The organism is Nocardia sp. BMG111209 (assembly GCF_000381925.1).
GTDB lineage: Bacteria > Actinomycetota > Actinomycetes > Mycobacteriales > Mycobacteriaceae > Nocardia.
In genome coordinates this window covers 903,762-919,213 of sequence record NZ_KB907309.1, presented here as the reverse complement: position 1 = coordinate 919,213, position 15,452 = coordinate 903,762, and the positions used below count along the sequence as shown (strand labels likewise).

Genomic DNA, 15,452 nt, shown 5'->3' with positions numbered 1-15,452 from the left:
GGCTCGGCATCGAGCGGCCACCATTATGTCTACATCAAGGATTCGCCGCTGGTCCCGCGGGTGCGGCCGCGTCGGATTGCGGTGTGGCGGTGGTGACGAACACGAACGCTCCGTACGCCCAGAATCGGAACATCACCGCGATGATCTGCCCGATCAGCGTCCCGGAGATGTTGTCCGACAGGGGGCTGGACAGGCCCAGCGCATAGCGGGAGAAGCCCAGGCAGCCCAGTTGCAGCCCGATCGCGATCAGGTTGAACAGCGCGTACAGCACGTACTGCCGCGCCGAACCGCTACCGCGCTGGCCGTAGGTCCACCACTTGTTACCGAAATACGTGACGACCGTCGCGGTCACGATCGCGATGATCTTGGCGAGCAATGGTGAGTGATACAGCACACCCGTGCCACCGGCGAAGACCAGCAGGTTGTACGTGCCGGCGTCGACCACGAAGCCGATCGCCCCGACCACGAGGAACGCCGCACTGCGTTTCAGCGTGGCCGAAAGCCCACCGGCCGGCAGCCCACCGGCCGCGTGCGTGGCCGATAGCCCATCGTCTGCGGGCTCGATACCGGGCGCCGAACCGCCCTCGACCGGCGCGGTGGATCCGGTCACGGTCTCGCTGCTGGACACCCGGCGTACGGTACCGCAGCCGAAGACGATTCACAGCATATGGTCAGCCGTCCTGCTACAGTCCCCAACCGGTTCCCTTAACCCGGGCCGCGCTCTGCACGCTTTCGATTCAGATGAGGGATTGACGGGGTGGACCCCACCGAGCTTCGCATCGCCGCAGTGGTGCCGTGCCACAACGAGGAGGCCGCGGTCGGCAAGGTCGTCGCCGATCTGCTCGCCGCGGTACCCGGCATCGTCGTCTACGTCTACGACAACCGCAGCACCGACGCCACCGCCGAGCGGGCCCGCGAGGCCGGCGCGATCGTGCGCACCGAAACCACCAAGGGCAAGGGCAATGTCGTCCGGCGCGCCTTCGCCGATATCGAGGCCGACGTCTACGTCATGATCGACGGCGACGACACCTACGACGCGTTCGCCGCGCCGATCATGATCCAGACCCTGCTCGCGGGCCCGTACGACCACGTACTGGGCGTGCGTAAGCAGGCGACCAGCGAGGAGTCGGCCTACCGGCCCGGTCACGAGACCGGCAACCGGGTGCTGAACGGCGTGGTGGGCAAGGTGTTCGGCGAGAACGTCGAGGACATGCTCTCCGGATACCGGGTGTTCTCCCGACGCTTCGTGAAGAGTTTCCCGGCGGTGTCCCGGGAATTCGAGATCGAGACCGAACTCACCGTGCACTCCCTGCATCTGCGGGTGCCGCAGTCCGCGGTACAGGTCGGCTTCCGCGACCGCCCGGCCGGCAGCGAGAGCAAACTGCGCACGTACCACGACGGTTTCAAGATCCTGGCGCTGATCTTCGGCCTGGCCCGGCACGAGCGGCCGGTGGCCTTCTACGGTCTGTTCGGCACGATCTCCTGGCTCATATCGGTGATTCTGATCACACCGATCGTGGTGGAGTTCTACGAGATTCATCAGGTGCCGCGCTTCCCGACGCTGTTCCTGGGCTTCACTCTGCTGTTGCTGGGCAGTCTCGCCTGGACCGCCGGCCTGATCCTCGACGGCATCCGCCGCTCCCGGCACGAGGCCGCGCGGCTGATGTACCTGCGGTACTCGGCCGTCGGCGTGGACTCGTCCGAGCGGATCCGGCAGGTGTACTGATGACCGTCGAGGCGGAACGGGTGACCGATGTGATCGATACCGGCGCGGATGCCGGGATCGATGCCGACGCGAGTGCCGCGGTTGCCGCCGAGCCGGTGACGCCCGCGCGGCCGGGAACGAGCGCGCTGCGCCGGGCCGCGGGCTGGACCGACCGCAACATCGGTTCCGGCGCGGCGGCATTCGTCGTGGTCGCGGCCCTGTTCGGGGTGATCTTCTCGGTCCTCACCCCGGCGTTCTGGGGGCACGACGAGATCACCCAGTTCGGCCGGGCCTATCAGGTCGCGCACGGCGGGTTCACCCCGCAGCGCATCGAGGACGCGCGCGGTGTCGCCTACGGCGGGCAGATCCCGCTGAGTATCGACGGCCTGATGTCGTACGCCTTCGAGGATTACAACCGCAACGGTGAAGAGCCGGATCCGCTGATGGCCGATCCGGCCGCGTACCGGCAGATCGGCGCCGCGCCGATCACCTCCGCCACCAAGCAGATCTGGTTCACCAATACCGCCGCCTACTCCCCGGTGGCGTATGTGCCTGCGGCCGTGGGCATCCGGATCGCGCAGGCGGCCGGCCTGGACGTCTCGGCGACGGTCGAGCTGACCCGATTGTGCGGGCTGCTGGCCTATCTGGTGATCGTCGGCTTCGCGCTGCGGGCGCTGCGCGGCCATCGGGTGCAGTGGCTGGCGTTCACGGTGTCGGTACTGCCGATCGCGCTGTTCCAGGCCGGGACGGTGACCGCCGATACGGTGACCAACGCATTGGCCGTCCTGGTGTCCTGTCTGCTGGTGAAGGGCCTGTTCCTCGGTGCCCCGCTGACGGTTCCGGAGCGGGTGGCCGCCCTCGGCGCCACGCTGCTGCTGCCGTTGAGCAAGCCGACGTATGTGCTGCTGGCCATGTTGGTGGTGCTGATCCCGGCCCGGGAATTCGGTTTCACCCAGTGGCGCAAGTGGATTCCGTGGGTGGTCGCGGCCGTGGGTGCGATCGGTTTCGCGGCCTGGATGAAGATCGCCGCCCCGACCGGCGACGGTATGGGCCTGATGCGGCCGGAGCGCCAATGGCATTCGGTCCGCCCCGGCGATCAGCTGCACGGAATCCTCAGTCACCCGGTGCATTTCGTGACCGTCTTCACCGACAGCGCCTGGCTGCGCGATCAGCGCTGGTTCACCCAGTTCTTCGGCGAACTCGGCTTCGCGTACGTGGACGTCCCCGCCCTGACCATCGTGGCCTGTCTGCTGGCGTTCGCGGTCAGCGCCGGCATCTCCGAGCGGTTCACCATCGGCCGGTGGCGGACGGCGATCGTCGCCCTGACCATCCTGGCCAGCGTCGCGATGATCTATGTGACGCTGTACATGTCATTCACCCCGGTCGACTACTACCTGATCGACGGCGTGCAGGGCCGCTACTTCGTACCGCTGGCGATCGTCGGCCTGGTCGTCCTGTTGCGCTGGATTCCGGTGCGGCTCAGCGACTCCCGCGGCCGTACACCGGTCCGCGGCGCGGCGATCCTGATCGTGGCCGCGACGCTGGTGGGCCTGGTGGCTGCCGTCGTCAAGTACCACTACCTGGTCTGGGGCTGACCGGTCCGGGCTCGATCGCCCGTCGAGGCGCCGAATCCGACCCTCGGCGGCGAGTGATCAGACCCCGACCGCGTCGCGAGCCCGCACCCGCGGTAGCACCTCGGTGGTGAGCAGGTCGAGCGAGTGCTGCCAGGCGGGTAGCTCGTCGGCGAAATCGTGCACGTTCAGCAGTAGCGTGCCGAAGCCGCCGGTCTCGCGGGACAGGTCGCTGAGATGTTCGGTGACCGTCTCCGGCGATCCGGTCAGCCACAGCCGGTCGGCGACGAAATCCAGGTCGATGTGTTCCGGATCGACCGTCCGGCCGTTCGGCAGCCGGCCCAGCAACGGCGCCAGGCCCAGGCGCAGATACAGCGGTAACAGGAACTGTTCCCAGCAGCGTCCCATCGCGCCGGTGCGCGCGCGGCGGCGGGCCTCGGCATCGGTATCGGCCACGTAGACATCGCGGACGATCCGCCAGTCGGCCCGGTCGGCGCACCGGCCCGCGGCCGCCGCGCCACCCGCCACGGTCGCGAAATGCCTTGCCAGATAACGATTGTCGGGTGCGACCGCCGGACTGATCGGGAGATAGCCGCGGGCCCCGGCGAGCCGATGGTGCGCGGAATCGGCCCGCAACGCCGCGAGCGCGATCGGCGGATGCGGCCGCTGCACGGGGAACAGCTGGTGGCCCGGATCATCCGGCCCGTCCGAGGTCCGGAATCGAGCACGGTTGCGCGGCGGCCCGTCCGTCCACAGCCCGACGATCGTGTCGAGCGCGTCGAAGGTCATCGCGCGGTGCAGCCCCGGCATCGCGTCGATGCCGAACAGCTGCCGGTCGCAGGGCAGCGCCGCACTGGCCACGCCGAACTGATATCGCCCGCCGCCGAGCTGGTCCAGATAGGCGGCCCGATGCGCCGCCTCGACCGGATGATGGAACGGCAGCTGGGCCAGCGGCCCGAGCCGGATCGCCGAGGTACGCGAGAAGGCCTGCGCGATCAGCAGATCCGGCGCCGGACTGCGCGCCCACCGGGTGGTGAACTGCTCGGCCAGCCACACCTCGGTGAGCCCGGCGCGGTCCAGCAGCAGGATCTGTTCCAGATCGATGCGATGCCCGTCGGCGATCCGCCGCTCGGGCGGATGCGAACCCGCGAGATACGCACCGACCCGCATACGCGTTTCCTTCCCGGCGGCCGAGCATTCGGTCCTCGAGGTCGGGAGATCCGGCGCGTACGACGTGACCAGCGCCGATGCTCACCATCCGCCGGGATCGTATGGGCGATTCCGGCGGATCGGCAAGGCACGCGGCGTACCGAGACAGCTATGTGATCACAGGAACAGATCGAGACTCAGCGGTCCGTCGCCCGGAACCACCCGGTACTTGTCCAGATCGGTGATGCCGTGCGTGGCCAGGACGTCGTCGTCGATGAAGAAATTGCCCGTGGTGTCCTTCGCGGGCGAGGTCAGCACCAGATAGGCGGCGTCGGCGTAGATGTCCGGCGTGCGCGAGGACGAGATGGTCTCGTCGCCGCCGAGCAGATTCCGGACCGCGGCGGTGGCGATCGTGGTCCGCGGCCACAGCGAGTTGACGCCGATCCCGTACTTGCGCAGTTCCTCGGCCAGACCGAGGGTGGTCAGCGACATGCCGTACTTGGCGATCGTGTAGCCCAGCGAGGATCCGGCCCACTTCGGGTCCAGGTTCAGCGGCGGCGACAGGGTCAGGATGTGCGGATTCCGTCCGGCCTCGGCGGACTGCTTCAACGCCGGGATCGATGTCTTCGACAGCAGGAAGCTGCCGCGGGCGTTGATGTCCTGCATCAGGTCGTACTTCTTCATCGGCAGCGTCTCGGTCGGCGAGAGGTCGATCGCCGAGGCGTTGTTGACGACGATGTCGATACCGCCGAACCGCTGCACGGTCTGCTCGACCGCGTCTGCGACGGCAGCGTCGTCGCGCACGTCACCGACGTATTTCAGCACCGTGCCGCCGGCCTCCTCGAGTTCCGCGGCCGCGGTGTGGATGGTTCCGGGCAGCTTCGGATGCGGCGTATCGGTCTTCGCGATCAGCGTGATGTTCGCACCGTCGGCCGCCGCCCGCTTGGCGATCTCCAGCCCGATACCCCGGCTTCCGCCGGACATGATCATCGTCCGGCCGGCCAGTGGCTTACTTGCTTCCGTCATTGGCAGCTCCTCGTCGTGCGGCAATCCCCGCAACGATCGTGCCATGCCACACCGGCGTCGGCGTTGGTATCCGCCCGCGCTCGGCGCACCGCCGCCGAGGTGGATTCGGTGACGGTGTGCCGAGAAATGGAGAGGTGGCGAGAACGCGGGGCCGGGACCCAGCCGGTACCGTACGGCGGTGCGGCGGCAACGAGACGGCTGCGGGTCAGTACCCGAGCCGGACGGTGGATAGTCCGTCGCCGGAACGACATTCGTCGCCCGGACGCGAAACGACCTGTACCGCCGTCGAATTCGCGATCACCTATCCACCTCCTCTGCCGCGCACGGGCCCTGTGCCCTACCCGGTCCGCCTCTGCTGTGCGGGAACGACTTTCACGATGGCAGGCCGAAGGCACCGGCCGCAAACGAATTTCCGATGATCGAATTCGCGCGGACGGGAGAAGCGTTGTGACTCAGGGCTTGTCGAACTGCTCGCGGCGCCCCAGCCGCCGCAGCCGCAGCCATTCGGCCAGTCCGGCCGGATCCTTCTGCTGCACCAGGAAGAACCAGGAGAACCGGGCCCACTCCTGCGGCAGCAGCTTGCGCATCCCCGGCTGCGACATCAGATAGCCGCGGTTGCGGTAGGTGAAGTAGCGCTTGACCGGATCGTCCGGGTACTGGGTGTGCATCCGGCCGCCCAGGATCGGCTTGAACTCCGCCGACCCGTTGGGATGCAGATAGGCGGTCTGCAGGCAGGTGCCGAACGGCAGCCCGGACCGCACCAGCCGGCGGTGGATCTCCACCTCGTCACCGCGCACGAACAGCCGCAGATCCGGCACGCCGATCTTGTCGATCGCCTCCGCCGAGAGCAGGGCGCCGTTGAACAGCGAGGCGATACCGGGCAGGAAATCGTCGTCGCCGAGTTCCGAGCGATGCCGCCGCCACACCAGTCCGCGGCGCAGCGGGAAGGCCAGCCGGTCCGGTTCGGCGATATCGCACACCACCGGCGACACCTCCGAGAGCCGGTGCCGCCGAGCGCAGTTCATCAACTTCTCGAGTACGTCCGGACCCTCGGGCCGGCCGTCGTCGTCGGCCAGCCAGATCCAGTCCGCGCCCTGGGTCAGCGCGTGCAGGATGCCCAGCGCGAAACCACCCGCGCCGCCGAGGTTGTGCTCGGACCCCAGATAGGTGGACTCGATGTCCTGCTCCCGCACCAACTCACCGACGTCGGCCTCGTTGGCGTTGTCGACCACGATCAGATGATCGATCGGCCGGGTCTGCGCGCACAGCACCTTCAGCGATTCGGCGAGCAGATCTCGCCGCTTGTGGGTGACGACCACGGCCACGATCCGCGCGGACGGACTCCAGGTCGTCGCACCCGATATCGGCGGATTCATGCCCTGACCGTTCATGCAGACAGTTCCCGTTCCTGTTCCAGTTCGCGCAACACGTGGGCGACGTGGTCACCCGCCTCCGGGCCTTCGTAGGCCCGCACCACATCCTCGATCCCTCCGGACATTCTGACGTGTCCGTGATCGATCCACAGTGCGCGATCGCACAATTGCGCAAGGAACTCGTTGGAGTGACTGGCGAACACCAGGATGCCCGATCGGGCCACCAGGCGCTGCAATCGCGCCCTGGCCTTCTTCATGAACTCCGCGTCGACGGCCCCGATACCCTCGTCGAGCAGCAGGATCTCCGGATCGATGGAGGTCACCACCCCCATCGCCAGGCGCACCCGCATACCGGTCGAATAGGTGCGCAACGGCATCGCCAGATAATCCCCGAGTTCGGTGAAGTCGGCGATCTCGTCGATCTTCGACAACATCTGTTTCCGGGTCTGCCCGAGGAACAGGCCGCGGATGATGATGTTCTCGTAGCCGGAGATCTCCGGATCCATGCCGACACCGAGGTCGAACACCGGCGCCACCCGCCCGTGGATCTGCGCGATCCCGCGGGTCGGCTCGTAGATACCGGCCAGCAGCCGCAGCAGCGTGGACTTACCGGCGCCGTTGTGCCCGACCAGGCCGACGCGGTCGCCCTCGCGCAGCGACATCGTGATCTCGCGCAGCGCCTCGACCACCACCACGTCGGAACTGTTGCGCCCGATCGCGCCACCGGCCTTGCCCAGGAACGCCTTCTTCAGCGAGCGGGACTTGGCGTCGAAGATCGGGAACTCCACCCACGCGTCGTGGGTGTCGATGCTGACTCGGCTCGTCATATCACCCTCTACACCCAGTACGGGACGCGGGAACGGAATTGCTTCATGGCCAGGATCGCCGCGATCCAGCCGACCACGGTGATGGTCAGGACCAGCAGCCAGCTGTGCAGCACGATGTGCTCACCCAGCAGGGGAGCGCGCACGATCTCCAGATAGTGATAGGTCGGTATGACCTGGACCAGCCGGGCGCGCTCGCTCACCGAACCGCCGCGGTCCTCCAGCGCCTTCGTACTCCACATCACCGGGGTCAGGACGAACAGCATCAGGGTGGTGCTGGAGAGGATCGGCGCGATGTCGCGGTAGCGAGTGGCCAGGATGCCGAACACCACCGACACCCACATGGAATTCGCGAAGACCAGCAGGATGCCCGGAATCGCCAGCAGACAGGTCCAGCTCAGATTGCGCCACAGCCCGAAGACCACCGCCATGACCAGATAGATCACCGCGTTGTGCGCGAAGAACAGGAACTGCCGCCACACCAGCCGGTACACGTGCACGCTCAGCGCCGAGGGCAACTGTTTGATCAGGCCCTCGTTGGCGATGAAGACCTCCGACCCCTCCAGGATGGAGTTCTGGATCACGTTCCAGACGATCAGGCCGATGGTCACGTACGGCAGGTAGTACCGCATCGGCTGATGCAGCAGTGCCGAATACAGCACGCCCATCGCCGCCGCCTGGACGCCGGTCGCGATCGTGATCCAGAACGGGCCCAGCACCGAACGCCGGTACCGCTGCTTGATGTCCTGCCAGCCCAGCTGCAGCCACAGCTCGCGCTGGGCGAACCCGTCGCTCAGATCCTTGAAGGCGCGTCGGAACGACTGCGAGTCCGAGGCCGGCAACGCGGGGGCGTCGGCCGGAGTCTCGTCCGCGGTCACCGATTCAGCGGGGGCAGCTGCAGGCACAGTGCTCGACTGTAGCGGTGTCCGCTCCCCGGCAGGAGAGTGACCAGCCGATCGGGGTGATTCACGAGGACCCCGATCCGCCATCCGCTCGCCGCTCGATTCAGAGGTACTGTCCGCCGCTGGAACCACTCTGGCGGCCGTCCTGCGGGGTGTTGATGCCCGGGGGCAGCGCGTGCCGCATCTGCTCGAGCTGTGCCCGCGCCGCCATCTGCTGGGCGAACAGCGCGGTCTGGATGCCGTGGAACAGGCCCTCCAGCCAGCCGACCAGCTGGGCCTGGGCGATCCGCAGTTCGGCGTCGGACGGGATGCCGTCGTCGCTGAACGGCAGCGCCAGCCGCTCCAGCTCCTCCCGCAGTTCCGGGGCCAGGCCCTGTTCCAGCTCGTGGATCGAGGTGGTGTGGATCTCCTTGAGCCGGCTGCGGCTGGCGTCGTCCAGCGGTGCGGCGCGGACCTCCTCGAGCAGTTGTTTGATCATGGTGCCGATGCGCATGACCTTCGCCGGCTGTTCGACCATGTCGGCCAGCGATTCGTCCTTGCTGTCGGTGTCGGCATCGCCCGCGTGGTCGCCGCTGTCGCCGACGACCTGCCCGCCGACGATCTGACCGGCGGGTACGACCAGCGGTCGGCCCTCGGGTCCGATCACCACGATGGAATCAGGTGCTCCGTCCGGGTGCGTCATGCCCCCATCATGTCGCGTATCGGCGCGGCGCGCTAAATGCGGGAACACGGTTACGCCGTCTCGCCGGGTGCCCTTAGAGTGGCTCGCATGACTTACGACGTCGCGAGGGTTCGGGGCCTCATACCGTCCCTGGGCGACGGCTGGATCCATCTCGACCCGCAGGCGGGCATGCTGGTTCCGGATTCGGTCTCCAGGGCGGTGTCGACGGGTTTCCGCACCTCGGCGTTCAGTCACACCAATCGGCACACCGCGGCCAAGCGCAGCGCCGCGATCCTGGAGGGAGCCCGCGAGGCGGTCGCGGATCTGGTCGGCGGCGATCCCGCGGGGGTGGTGCTGGGCCCCGACCGGGCCGTCCTGCTGGCCTGGCTGTCCGAATCGTTGAGCTCGCGACTCGGACTCGGCACCGGAATCGTGTTGTCGCGCCTGGACGACGAGGCGAATGTGGCCCCCTGGCTGCGCATCGCCAACCGCTACGGCGCCCACGTCCGCTGGGCCGAGGTCGAGATCGAGACCTGCGAGATGCCGGCCTGGCAGTTCGAGGAACTGATCGGCCCCACCGCCCGCCTGGTCGCGCTCACGGCGGCCTCCCCGATAGTCGGCTCGGCCCCCGCGGTCCGGGTGGCCGCCGACCGGGTCCACGAGGTGGGCGGGCTCCTGGTGGCCGATTGTGTAGGTGCGGCCCCCTACGCCCTCATCGACATCACCGAACTGAACGCCGACGTCATCGCCCTGTCCGCCCCCGCCTGGGGTGGCCCCCAGATCGGCGCCCTGGTCTTCCGCGACCCCGCCTTCCTGGACCGTATCCCCGCGATGTCCCTGAATCCGTACGCGAAGGGCGCCGAACGCCTCGAGGTGGGCGGCCATCAATACGCCCTCCTGGCGGGCCTGACCACGTCGATCGACTACCTCGCCGGCCTCGACGAACAGGCCGGCGGCACCCGCCGCGAACGCCTGGAAATCTCGATCAGCTCGTTACAGGACTACCAGGACCATCTGTTCGAACATCTGATGACCGTCCTGGACCGCATCCCCGATCTCACCGTGATCGGCCGCGCCTCCACCCGCATCCCCACGGTCAGCTTCACCATCGCCGGGATGCAGGCGGAGAAGATCTCCGCCAAACTCGCCGACCACCGCATCGGCACCCTCAGCGGTATCCACGGCGGCAGCCGCCTCCTCGACGCTCTCGGCGTCAACGACGAGGGCGGCGCGGTCACGGTGGGCCTGGCCCCCTATACGACCAGATTCGAGATCGACCAGCTGGGCCGCGCCCTCACCGCGCTGGAACGCTGACCTCCGTCAGTCCCGAATCCGCAGAATCACCTTCCCCACGGTCTCCGGCGAATCGAGCAGCCGATGCGCCTCGGCAGCCTCGGTGACCGGCAACTCGGCATGTATCACCGGCGCCACCACCCCCTCGGCGACCAACGGCCACAGCTGCCGATGCACCTCCCCGATGATCTCGGCCTTACCCGACCGCCCGGTGGTGGGCCGCCCCCGCAACCCCATGGCATGGATGGTCCCCCGCTTCCCCAGCAGCGCACCGAGATTCAGTTCCCCCCGCACCCCACCCTGCATCCCGATCACACACAATTGCCCGTCCGGCGCCAGCGCCTCGACATTCCGCCCGAGATAAGCGGCCCCCATATTGTCGAGAATCACGTCGGCCCCACCCATATCCCCCAGCACCGCAACGAAATCCGCCTCACGATAATTGATCAGCGTACTGGCCCCGAGTTCCTTGCACCGAGCCAATTTCGCCCCCGACCCCGCCGTCACCGCAACCCGGGCCCCCAAACTCACCGCCACCTGAATCGCATGCGTCCCGATCCCACTCCCACCCCCGTGGACCAGCAGCAACTGCCCCGCATGCAACCCCGCCCGCATCACCAGATTCGACCACACGGTGGCCGCCACCTCCGGCAACCCCGCAGCCGCAACCGGATCCAACCCCGCCGGCACCGGCAACACCTGCCCCTCGGGCACCAGCACCTGCTCCGCATACCCCCCACCACTGAGCAGCGCACAAACCCGCTGCCCCACCTCGAAGTCCCGCACCCCCGCCCCCACGGCGGCGACAACCCCCGAACACTCCAGCCCCAGCACCTCGCTGGCCCCCGGCGGCGGCGGGTAATACCCCTGCCGCTGCATCAGATCGGCCCGATTCACCCCCGCCGCCGCCACATCGACGAGCACTTCCCCGGGCCCGGGCGCAGGCAGATCGGCCACCGAAGCCCACCGCATCACCTCGGGCCCACCGAAACCATCCAGTGTGATTGCGTACACGCGCACGATTGTCCCGCGCCCCACCGTGGCCGTGGGTCCCTCCCCCCGTCTTCCCCGCGTTTCCGGTGCTCGGGCGAGTCGGGCACCAACGCCGATCAGAGCTACCACGATGCTCGGCGTCCCCGCCGCCGTCCCCGTCAATCCGCTACCGCCCCGAAGCGTCGACCCTCGATGCGCGGCACGGCGTGATACGCAGGACCCCTGACCGAAAGGAGCCCGAGCCATGCCCGCTGTCGCAGACCTAGCCCTGGGCCTGGCACCCATCGCGGGCGGAGTAATTCTCGGCGCGGCGGCGGGTTACCTGAAGGGGCCGGACGTCCGCAAGGGGATCAGACAGGACATGGACCTGCTGGACCGTCTGCCGTCGGAGGATGTGGAGCGGCGAGCCGCCCTGCAACGAAGTATCGATACCCGCGTCGACGATCTGGTCGCGACCGTCCACCGATACCGCCCGCTCCGCCGAGCGGCCGCAACGTATCGCGGTGGCCTACGCGACATCCTGCTGTTCATCAGCATGATCCTGTTCACGGGCGTCTGGTGGAGCGTCGATCACGACAAGAACAGCTGGCTACCGATGTTCGTTGTCCTCATCGTGATTTCGATCTGGGCGGCCGCCTACGCCTCGAGCGGCCTCCTCAGAGCCGTACTCGGCTTCCGACACCGGAACGACTGACCCACAACACCTCACAGCAGGTACCCGACCTTGCGGTGGGTGTGGGATTTGAACCCACGGTGGCGTGAACCACGACGGTTTTCAAGACCGTTCCCTTAGGCCGCTCGGGCAACCCACCTTGCTCCGGGCGGTGCCGGGGCCGTTTCAGACTACTGGCGGGTGGTGGGGGATTCACAATCGGTGAGGTGCGCGGATGTGGCGCGGGTCACAATCCAGTGGACACGGGTTTATTTGCTGCTGGATTGCTATTGGCGCTGTCAGAGTGTGCGGCATGGGTGGTCGCCGCACGTGGCGCCGGTTTTCCGGCGTCTTCGTCAGTGCTGCGTTCGTATCTCACGCGGCCCTGGCTGTGACGTCGCCCGCCCAGGCGGAACCCGGTCTGCCCCCTACGGGGTCGGCGGATTGGGGGGTGCCCTGGGTGGTGCGACCGGTGGCTCCGGAGGAAGTCTCCATCGACCATGTCGAGGAGATCTCCGATCGGTGGCTGCGAGTATTCGTCAATTCCCCGGCGATGGCGCGGACCGTACAGGTTCAGGTGTTGCTGCCAGCGGATCGGGACACGCCGCGGCCTACCGTCTACTTGCTCGACGGGCGGGCGGCCAGCGACGACGGGAACAGTTGGCTCGATCAAGGGAATGCGGCGGACTTCTTCGCCGACAAGCAGGTGAATGTGGTGGCGACCGTGGGCGGGCCGGCGGGGTATTACACCGACTGGCAGCATCCGGATCCGGTGCTGGGCAACAACAAATGGGAAACCTTCCTCACCAAGGAGTTGCCGCCGCTGATCGATGCGGAGTTCGGGGGCAACGGGCACAACGCCATCGAGGGCGTGTCGATGGGGGCCGAGGCCGCCACGATGCTGGTGATGCGAAATCCGGGGCTGTATCGAGCCGTGGCCGCGCACAGCGGATGTTATGCGATGGGGTCGGAGTTCGGGCAGGCCCAGGCCCGGGCGGTGGTGCAGACCTACGGTGGCAATCCGGACAACATGTTCGGCGACCAGGACGATCCGGACTGGGCGGCACACGATGTGCTCATGAACGCGGAAGCCTTGCGCGGCAAGGCGATCTATCTGTCCGCGGGAAGTGGGCTGCCGGGTGCGTTCGACAGCGCGGCCACCATGGACGCGCTGAACGCGGTCGTCTTTGGCGGTCCGCTCGAGGCCGGGGCGAACATCTGCACGATGGTGCTCGCGGATCGGTTGTCGCGCATGCAGATTCCGGCGACGGTCGATATGCGGCCCAGTGGCACCCACTCGTGGCGGTACTGGGCCGACGATCTGGCCCACGCCTGGCCGACGCTGGCGGCGGCTCTGGGCGCGGAGTAGGGATCAGCCGAGGAAGCGGGTGCGGGTGGCCGCGTCGGTGGCGAAGGCCAGGAACAGGTCGTTCTCGTGCGGGTCGCCGGCGGTGACCCGCACGCCGTCGGTGCCGTACGGGCGGACCACCACGCCCGCCTCCTCGCTGGCCCGGCCGTACGCCGCGGAGCGGTCGCCCAGCGGCAGCCAGAAGAAGTTGGACTCGCTCGGCGGCACGGTGTAGCCGGCCGCGATGAGGGCGGCGCGCATGCGCTCGCGTTCGGCGACCACCCCGTCGGTGCGGTCCAGCAGTTCGTGCCGGGCCTCCAGGCAGGCGATGGCCGCGGCCTGGGCCACCCGGTTCACGCTGAACGGAATGTGCACCTTCAGCAGCGCGGTGATGACCTCGGGGTCGCCGACCGCGTAGCCGACCCGCAGGCCCGCGAGGCCGTAGGCCTTCGAGAAGGTGCGCAGCACCACCACATTCGGCCGGTCGCGGCGGATCGCGATGCCGTCCGGGAAGTCGTCCTCGGGCAGCCGCAGGTATTCGTAGTACGCCTCGTCCAGCACCACCAGCACGTGCTCGGGCACCTTGTCCAGGAACTCGACCAGTTCGGCGCGACCGGCCGCGGTGCCGGTCGGGTTGTTCGGGTTGCAGACGAAGATCAGCTTGGTCCGCGGGGTGACCGCCGCGGCCATCGCGTCGAGATCGTGGGTGAACTCGGGGGTCAGCGGCACCGGGACGGCCCGCGCATTGCCCACCTGAGTGACGATCGGATATGCCTCGAAGGACCGCCACGCGAAGATCACCTCGTCGGTGGGCGCGTCGCAGGTGATCTGCACCAGTTCCTGGCAGAGCGCGACGCTGCCGCAGCCCGCGGCCACGTTCTCCGTCTCGACGCCGAGGAACTTCGCCAGCGCTGCCCGCAATTCGCCGGCGCCGTTGTCCGGGTAGCGGTTGACCTGCTCGACCGCCTCCGCGATGGCCTTGGACACCGACGGCAGTGGGCCGAAGGTGGTCTCGTTGCTGGCCAGCTTGACCACGTCGGGCAGGCTGCGGCCCGCGACATAGGCCGGGATGGACGCGAGGTCCGGGCGAATACGAGCGTTCACATCACTACAGTAAAGGGTGCCGGACGAGCGGGATCGCACCGCCCAACCTGCCGGAAAATTTTTGGGTGCGCACCCGTTACAAAGGATTTCTGACGAAGCTACATCCGCGAACTATTATGGCGACATGTCGGGCGTCTACCGGGACACTGCACTCGTGCGCGACCGAATTCCGCAGGCGGCGGGCGGGCCGCAGGCGGCATTGGAGACACGGGTGCCCATCACCGTCGTCGAACCGGAGGGGGTGGGTCGCGGCGGCATCGTGGTGCTGCACGAATCGCGCGAATTCGCCGTTCCGCTGCTGGAGTTGATGGGATCGCTGGCCGGTGACGGCTGGATCGTGGTCGCGCCGCACCTGTTCCATCGCGATCCGGACATCGCGGACGCCGTATTCGGCCAGGACCTCTTCGACGATTTCGATGCCGCCTTCGACTGGCTGACCGGGCACGGGGTGTTCCCGGACTGCGTCGGGGTGCTGGGTTTCGACACCGCCGGCACCGCCGCCTTCCTGGTCGCCACCAACCGCCCGATCGGCGCCGCGATCAGCGTCGCCGCCCCCGGAATAGTGACGCCGCTGACCGAGGAGGCGCCCGCGCTGGTGCACGCCGCGCCGCTGCTGCAGGCGCCGTGGCTCGGGTTGTACGGCGCCGACGACGCCTCGATCGCCGCGGATCTGGTCGACGAATTACGCGATGCCGCAGCGGCTGCCGCCGTCGCCACTCTGGTGGTCACCTGCGCGGGTCAACTGCACCGCGCGGACCAGCCGCGTTTCGATTCCGGCGAGCCCGCGGACGCGGTGACCCGCATCTTCGACTGGTTCGACAGCCACCTGCGTTGACCAGCCGTTTTGCGTC

15 protein-coding genes and 1 tRNA gene are annotated in these 15,452 nt (G+C 67.9%); 6 read left to right on the top strand and 10 right to left on the bottom strand.

Features of this window, described 5'->3' with window-relative positions; translation table 11 throughout:
* Positions 1-34 precede the first annotated feature (34 nt).
* Positions 35-628, bottom strand: coding sequence for a GtrA family protein (locus G361_RS0135415; RefSeq protein ID WP_019931885.1), 594 nt, complete (start codon positions 626-628; stop codon positions 35-37).
* A gap of 129 nt (positions 629-757) precedes the next feature.
* Here G361_RS0135415 and G361_RS0135410 point away from each other — a divergent pair, with 129 nt between their 5' ends.
* Together G361_RS0135410 and G361_RS0135405 are read left to right on the top strand one after the other, a co-directional pair.
* Complete coding sequence (locus G361_RS0135410) at positions 758-1,726, top strand: glycosyltransferase (protein ID WP_019931884.1); 969 nt, start codon at positions 758-760, stop codon at positions 1,724-1,726.
* Positions 1,726-3,300 carry a DUF2142 domain-containing protein gene (locus G361_RS0135405; protein ID WP_019931883.1) on the top strand — a complete coding sequence of 525 codons (1,575 nt, stop codon included), beginning with the start codon at positions 1,726-1,728 and terminating at the stop codon, positions 3,298-3,300. The genes G361_RS0135410 and G361_RS0135405 overlap by 1 nt, the downstream gene beginning before the upstream one ends.
* A gap of 57 nt (positions 3,301-3,357) precedes the next feature.
* Here the strand turns inward: G361_RS0135405 and G361_RS0135400 are convergent, their stop codons facing one another.
* The 6 genes from G361_RS0135400 to G361_RS0135375 all read right to left on the bottom strand — a co-directional run bounded on the left by G361_RS0135400 (position 3,358) and on the right by G361_RS0135375 (position 9,232).
* A complete protein-coding gene (locus G361_RS0135400) occupies positions 3,358-4,446 on the bottom strand; it encodes an LLM class flavin-dependent oxidoreductase (protein ID WP_019931882.1) in 1,089 nt (362 codons plus the stop codon).
* Between the two features lie 156 nt (positions 4,447-4,602).
* On the bottom strand, positions 4,603-5,451 hold the full coding sequence (locus G361_RS0135395) for an NAD(P)-dependent oxidoreductase (protein WP_026343894.1): 849 nt from the start codon (positions 5,449-5,451) through the stop codon (positions 4,603-4,605).
* 452 nt (positions 5,452-5,903) lie between these two features.
* Entirely contained in the window at positions 5,904-6,827 is a 924-nt protein-coding gene (locus G361_RS0135390; protein ID WP_019931880.1) for a glycosyltransferase, read from the bottom strand.
* A gap of 11 nt (positions 6,828-6,838) precedes the next feature.
* The gene (locus tag G361_RS0135385; RefSeq protein ID WP_019931879.1) at positions 6,839-7,651 is read right to left on the bottom strand and encodes an ABC transporter ATP-binding protein; all 813 of its coding nucleotides are present in this window, start codon (positions 7,649-7,651) and stop codon (positions 6,839-6,841) included.
* Positions 7,652-7,659: 8 nt separating this feature from the next.
* Complete coding sequence (locus tag G361_RS0135380; RefSeq protein ID WP_019931878.1) at positions 7,660-8,526, bottom strand: ABC transporter permease; 867 nt, start codon at positions 8,524-8,526, stop codon at positions 7,660-7,662.
* 127 nt (positions 8,527-8,653) lie between these two features.
* The gene (locus G361_RS0135375) at positions 8,654-9,232 is read right to left on the bottom strand and encodes a bacterial proteasome activator family protein (RefSeq protein ID WP_019931877.1); all 579 of its coding nucleotides are present in this window, start codon (positions 9,230-9,232) and stop codon (positions 8,654-8,656) included.
* 87 nt (positions 9,233-9,319) lie between these two features.
* Here G361_RS0135375 and G361_RS0135370 point away from each other — a divergent pair, with 87 nt between their 5' ends.
* The gene (locus G361_RS0135370) at positions 9,320-10,525 is read left to right on the top strand and encodes a cysteine desulfurase-like protein (RefSeq protein WP_019931876.1); all 1,206 of its coding nucleotides are present in this window, start codon (positions 9,320-9,322) and stop codon (positions 10,523-10,525) included.
* A 6-nt stretch (positions 10,526-10,531) separates the two neighbouring features.
* Here G361_RS0135370 and G361_RS0135365 read toward each other — a convergent pair whose 3' ends face one another.
* Positions 10,532-11,518, bottom strand: coding sequence for an NAD(P)H-quinone oxidoreductase (locus G361_RS0135365; RefSeq protein WP_026343892.1), 987 nt, complete (start codon positions 11,516-11,518; stop codon positions 10,532-10,534).
* A 223-nt stretch (positions 11,519-11,741) separates the two neighbouring features.
* Between G361_RS0135365 and G361_RS0135360 the strand changes: the two genes are divergently transcribed.
* The gene (locus tag G361_RS0135360) at positions 11,742-12,191 is read left to right on the top strand and encodes a YtxH domain-containing protein (protein ID WP_026343891.1); all 450 of its coding nucleotides are present in this window, start codon (positions 11,742-11,744) and stop codon (positions 12,189-12,191) included.
* 33 nt (positions 12,192-12,224) lie between these two features.
* Here G361_RS0135360 and G361_RS0135355 read toward each other — a convergent pair.
* Positions 12,225-12,309 (bottom strand) — tRNA-Ser (locus G361_RS0135355).
* Positions 12,310-12,462: 153 nt separating this feature from the next.
* Between G361_RS0135355 and G361_RS0135350 the strand changes: the two genes are divergently transcribed.
* Entirely contained in the window at positions 12,463-13,518 is a 1,056-nt protein-coding gene (locus tag G361_RS0135350) for an alpha/beta hydrolase family protein (RefSeq protein WP_063711926.1), read from the top strand.
* 3 nt (positions 13,519-13,521) lie between these two features.
* Here the strand turns inward: G361_RS0135350 and hisC are convergent, their stop codons facing one another.
* A complete protein-coding gene (hisC, locus tag G361_RS0135345; protein WP_019931872.1) occupies positions 13,522-14,601 on the bottom strand; it encodes a histidinol-phosphate transaminase in 1,080 nt (359 codons plus the stop codon).
* Positions 14,602-14,725: 124 nt separating this feature from the next.
* On the opposite strand from hisC, the gene G361_RS0135340 reads away from it, so the two are divergent.
* Entirely contained in the window at positions 14,726-15,436 is a 711-nt protein-coding gene (locus G361_RS0135340) for a dienelactone hydrolase family protein (protein WP_019931871.1), read from the top strand.
* Positions 15,437-15,452 lie beyond the last annotated feature (16 nt).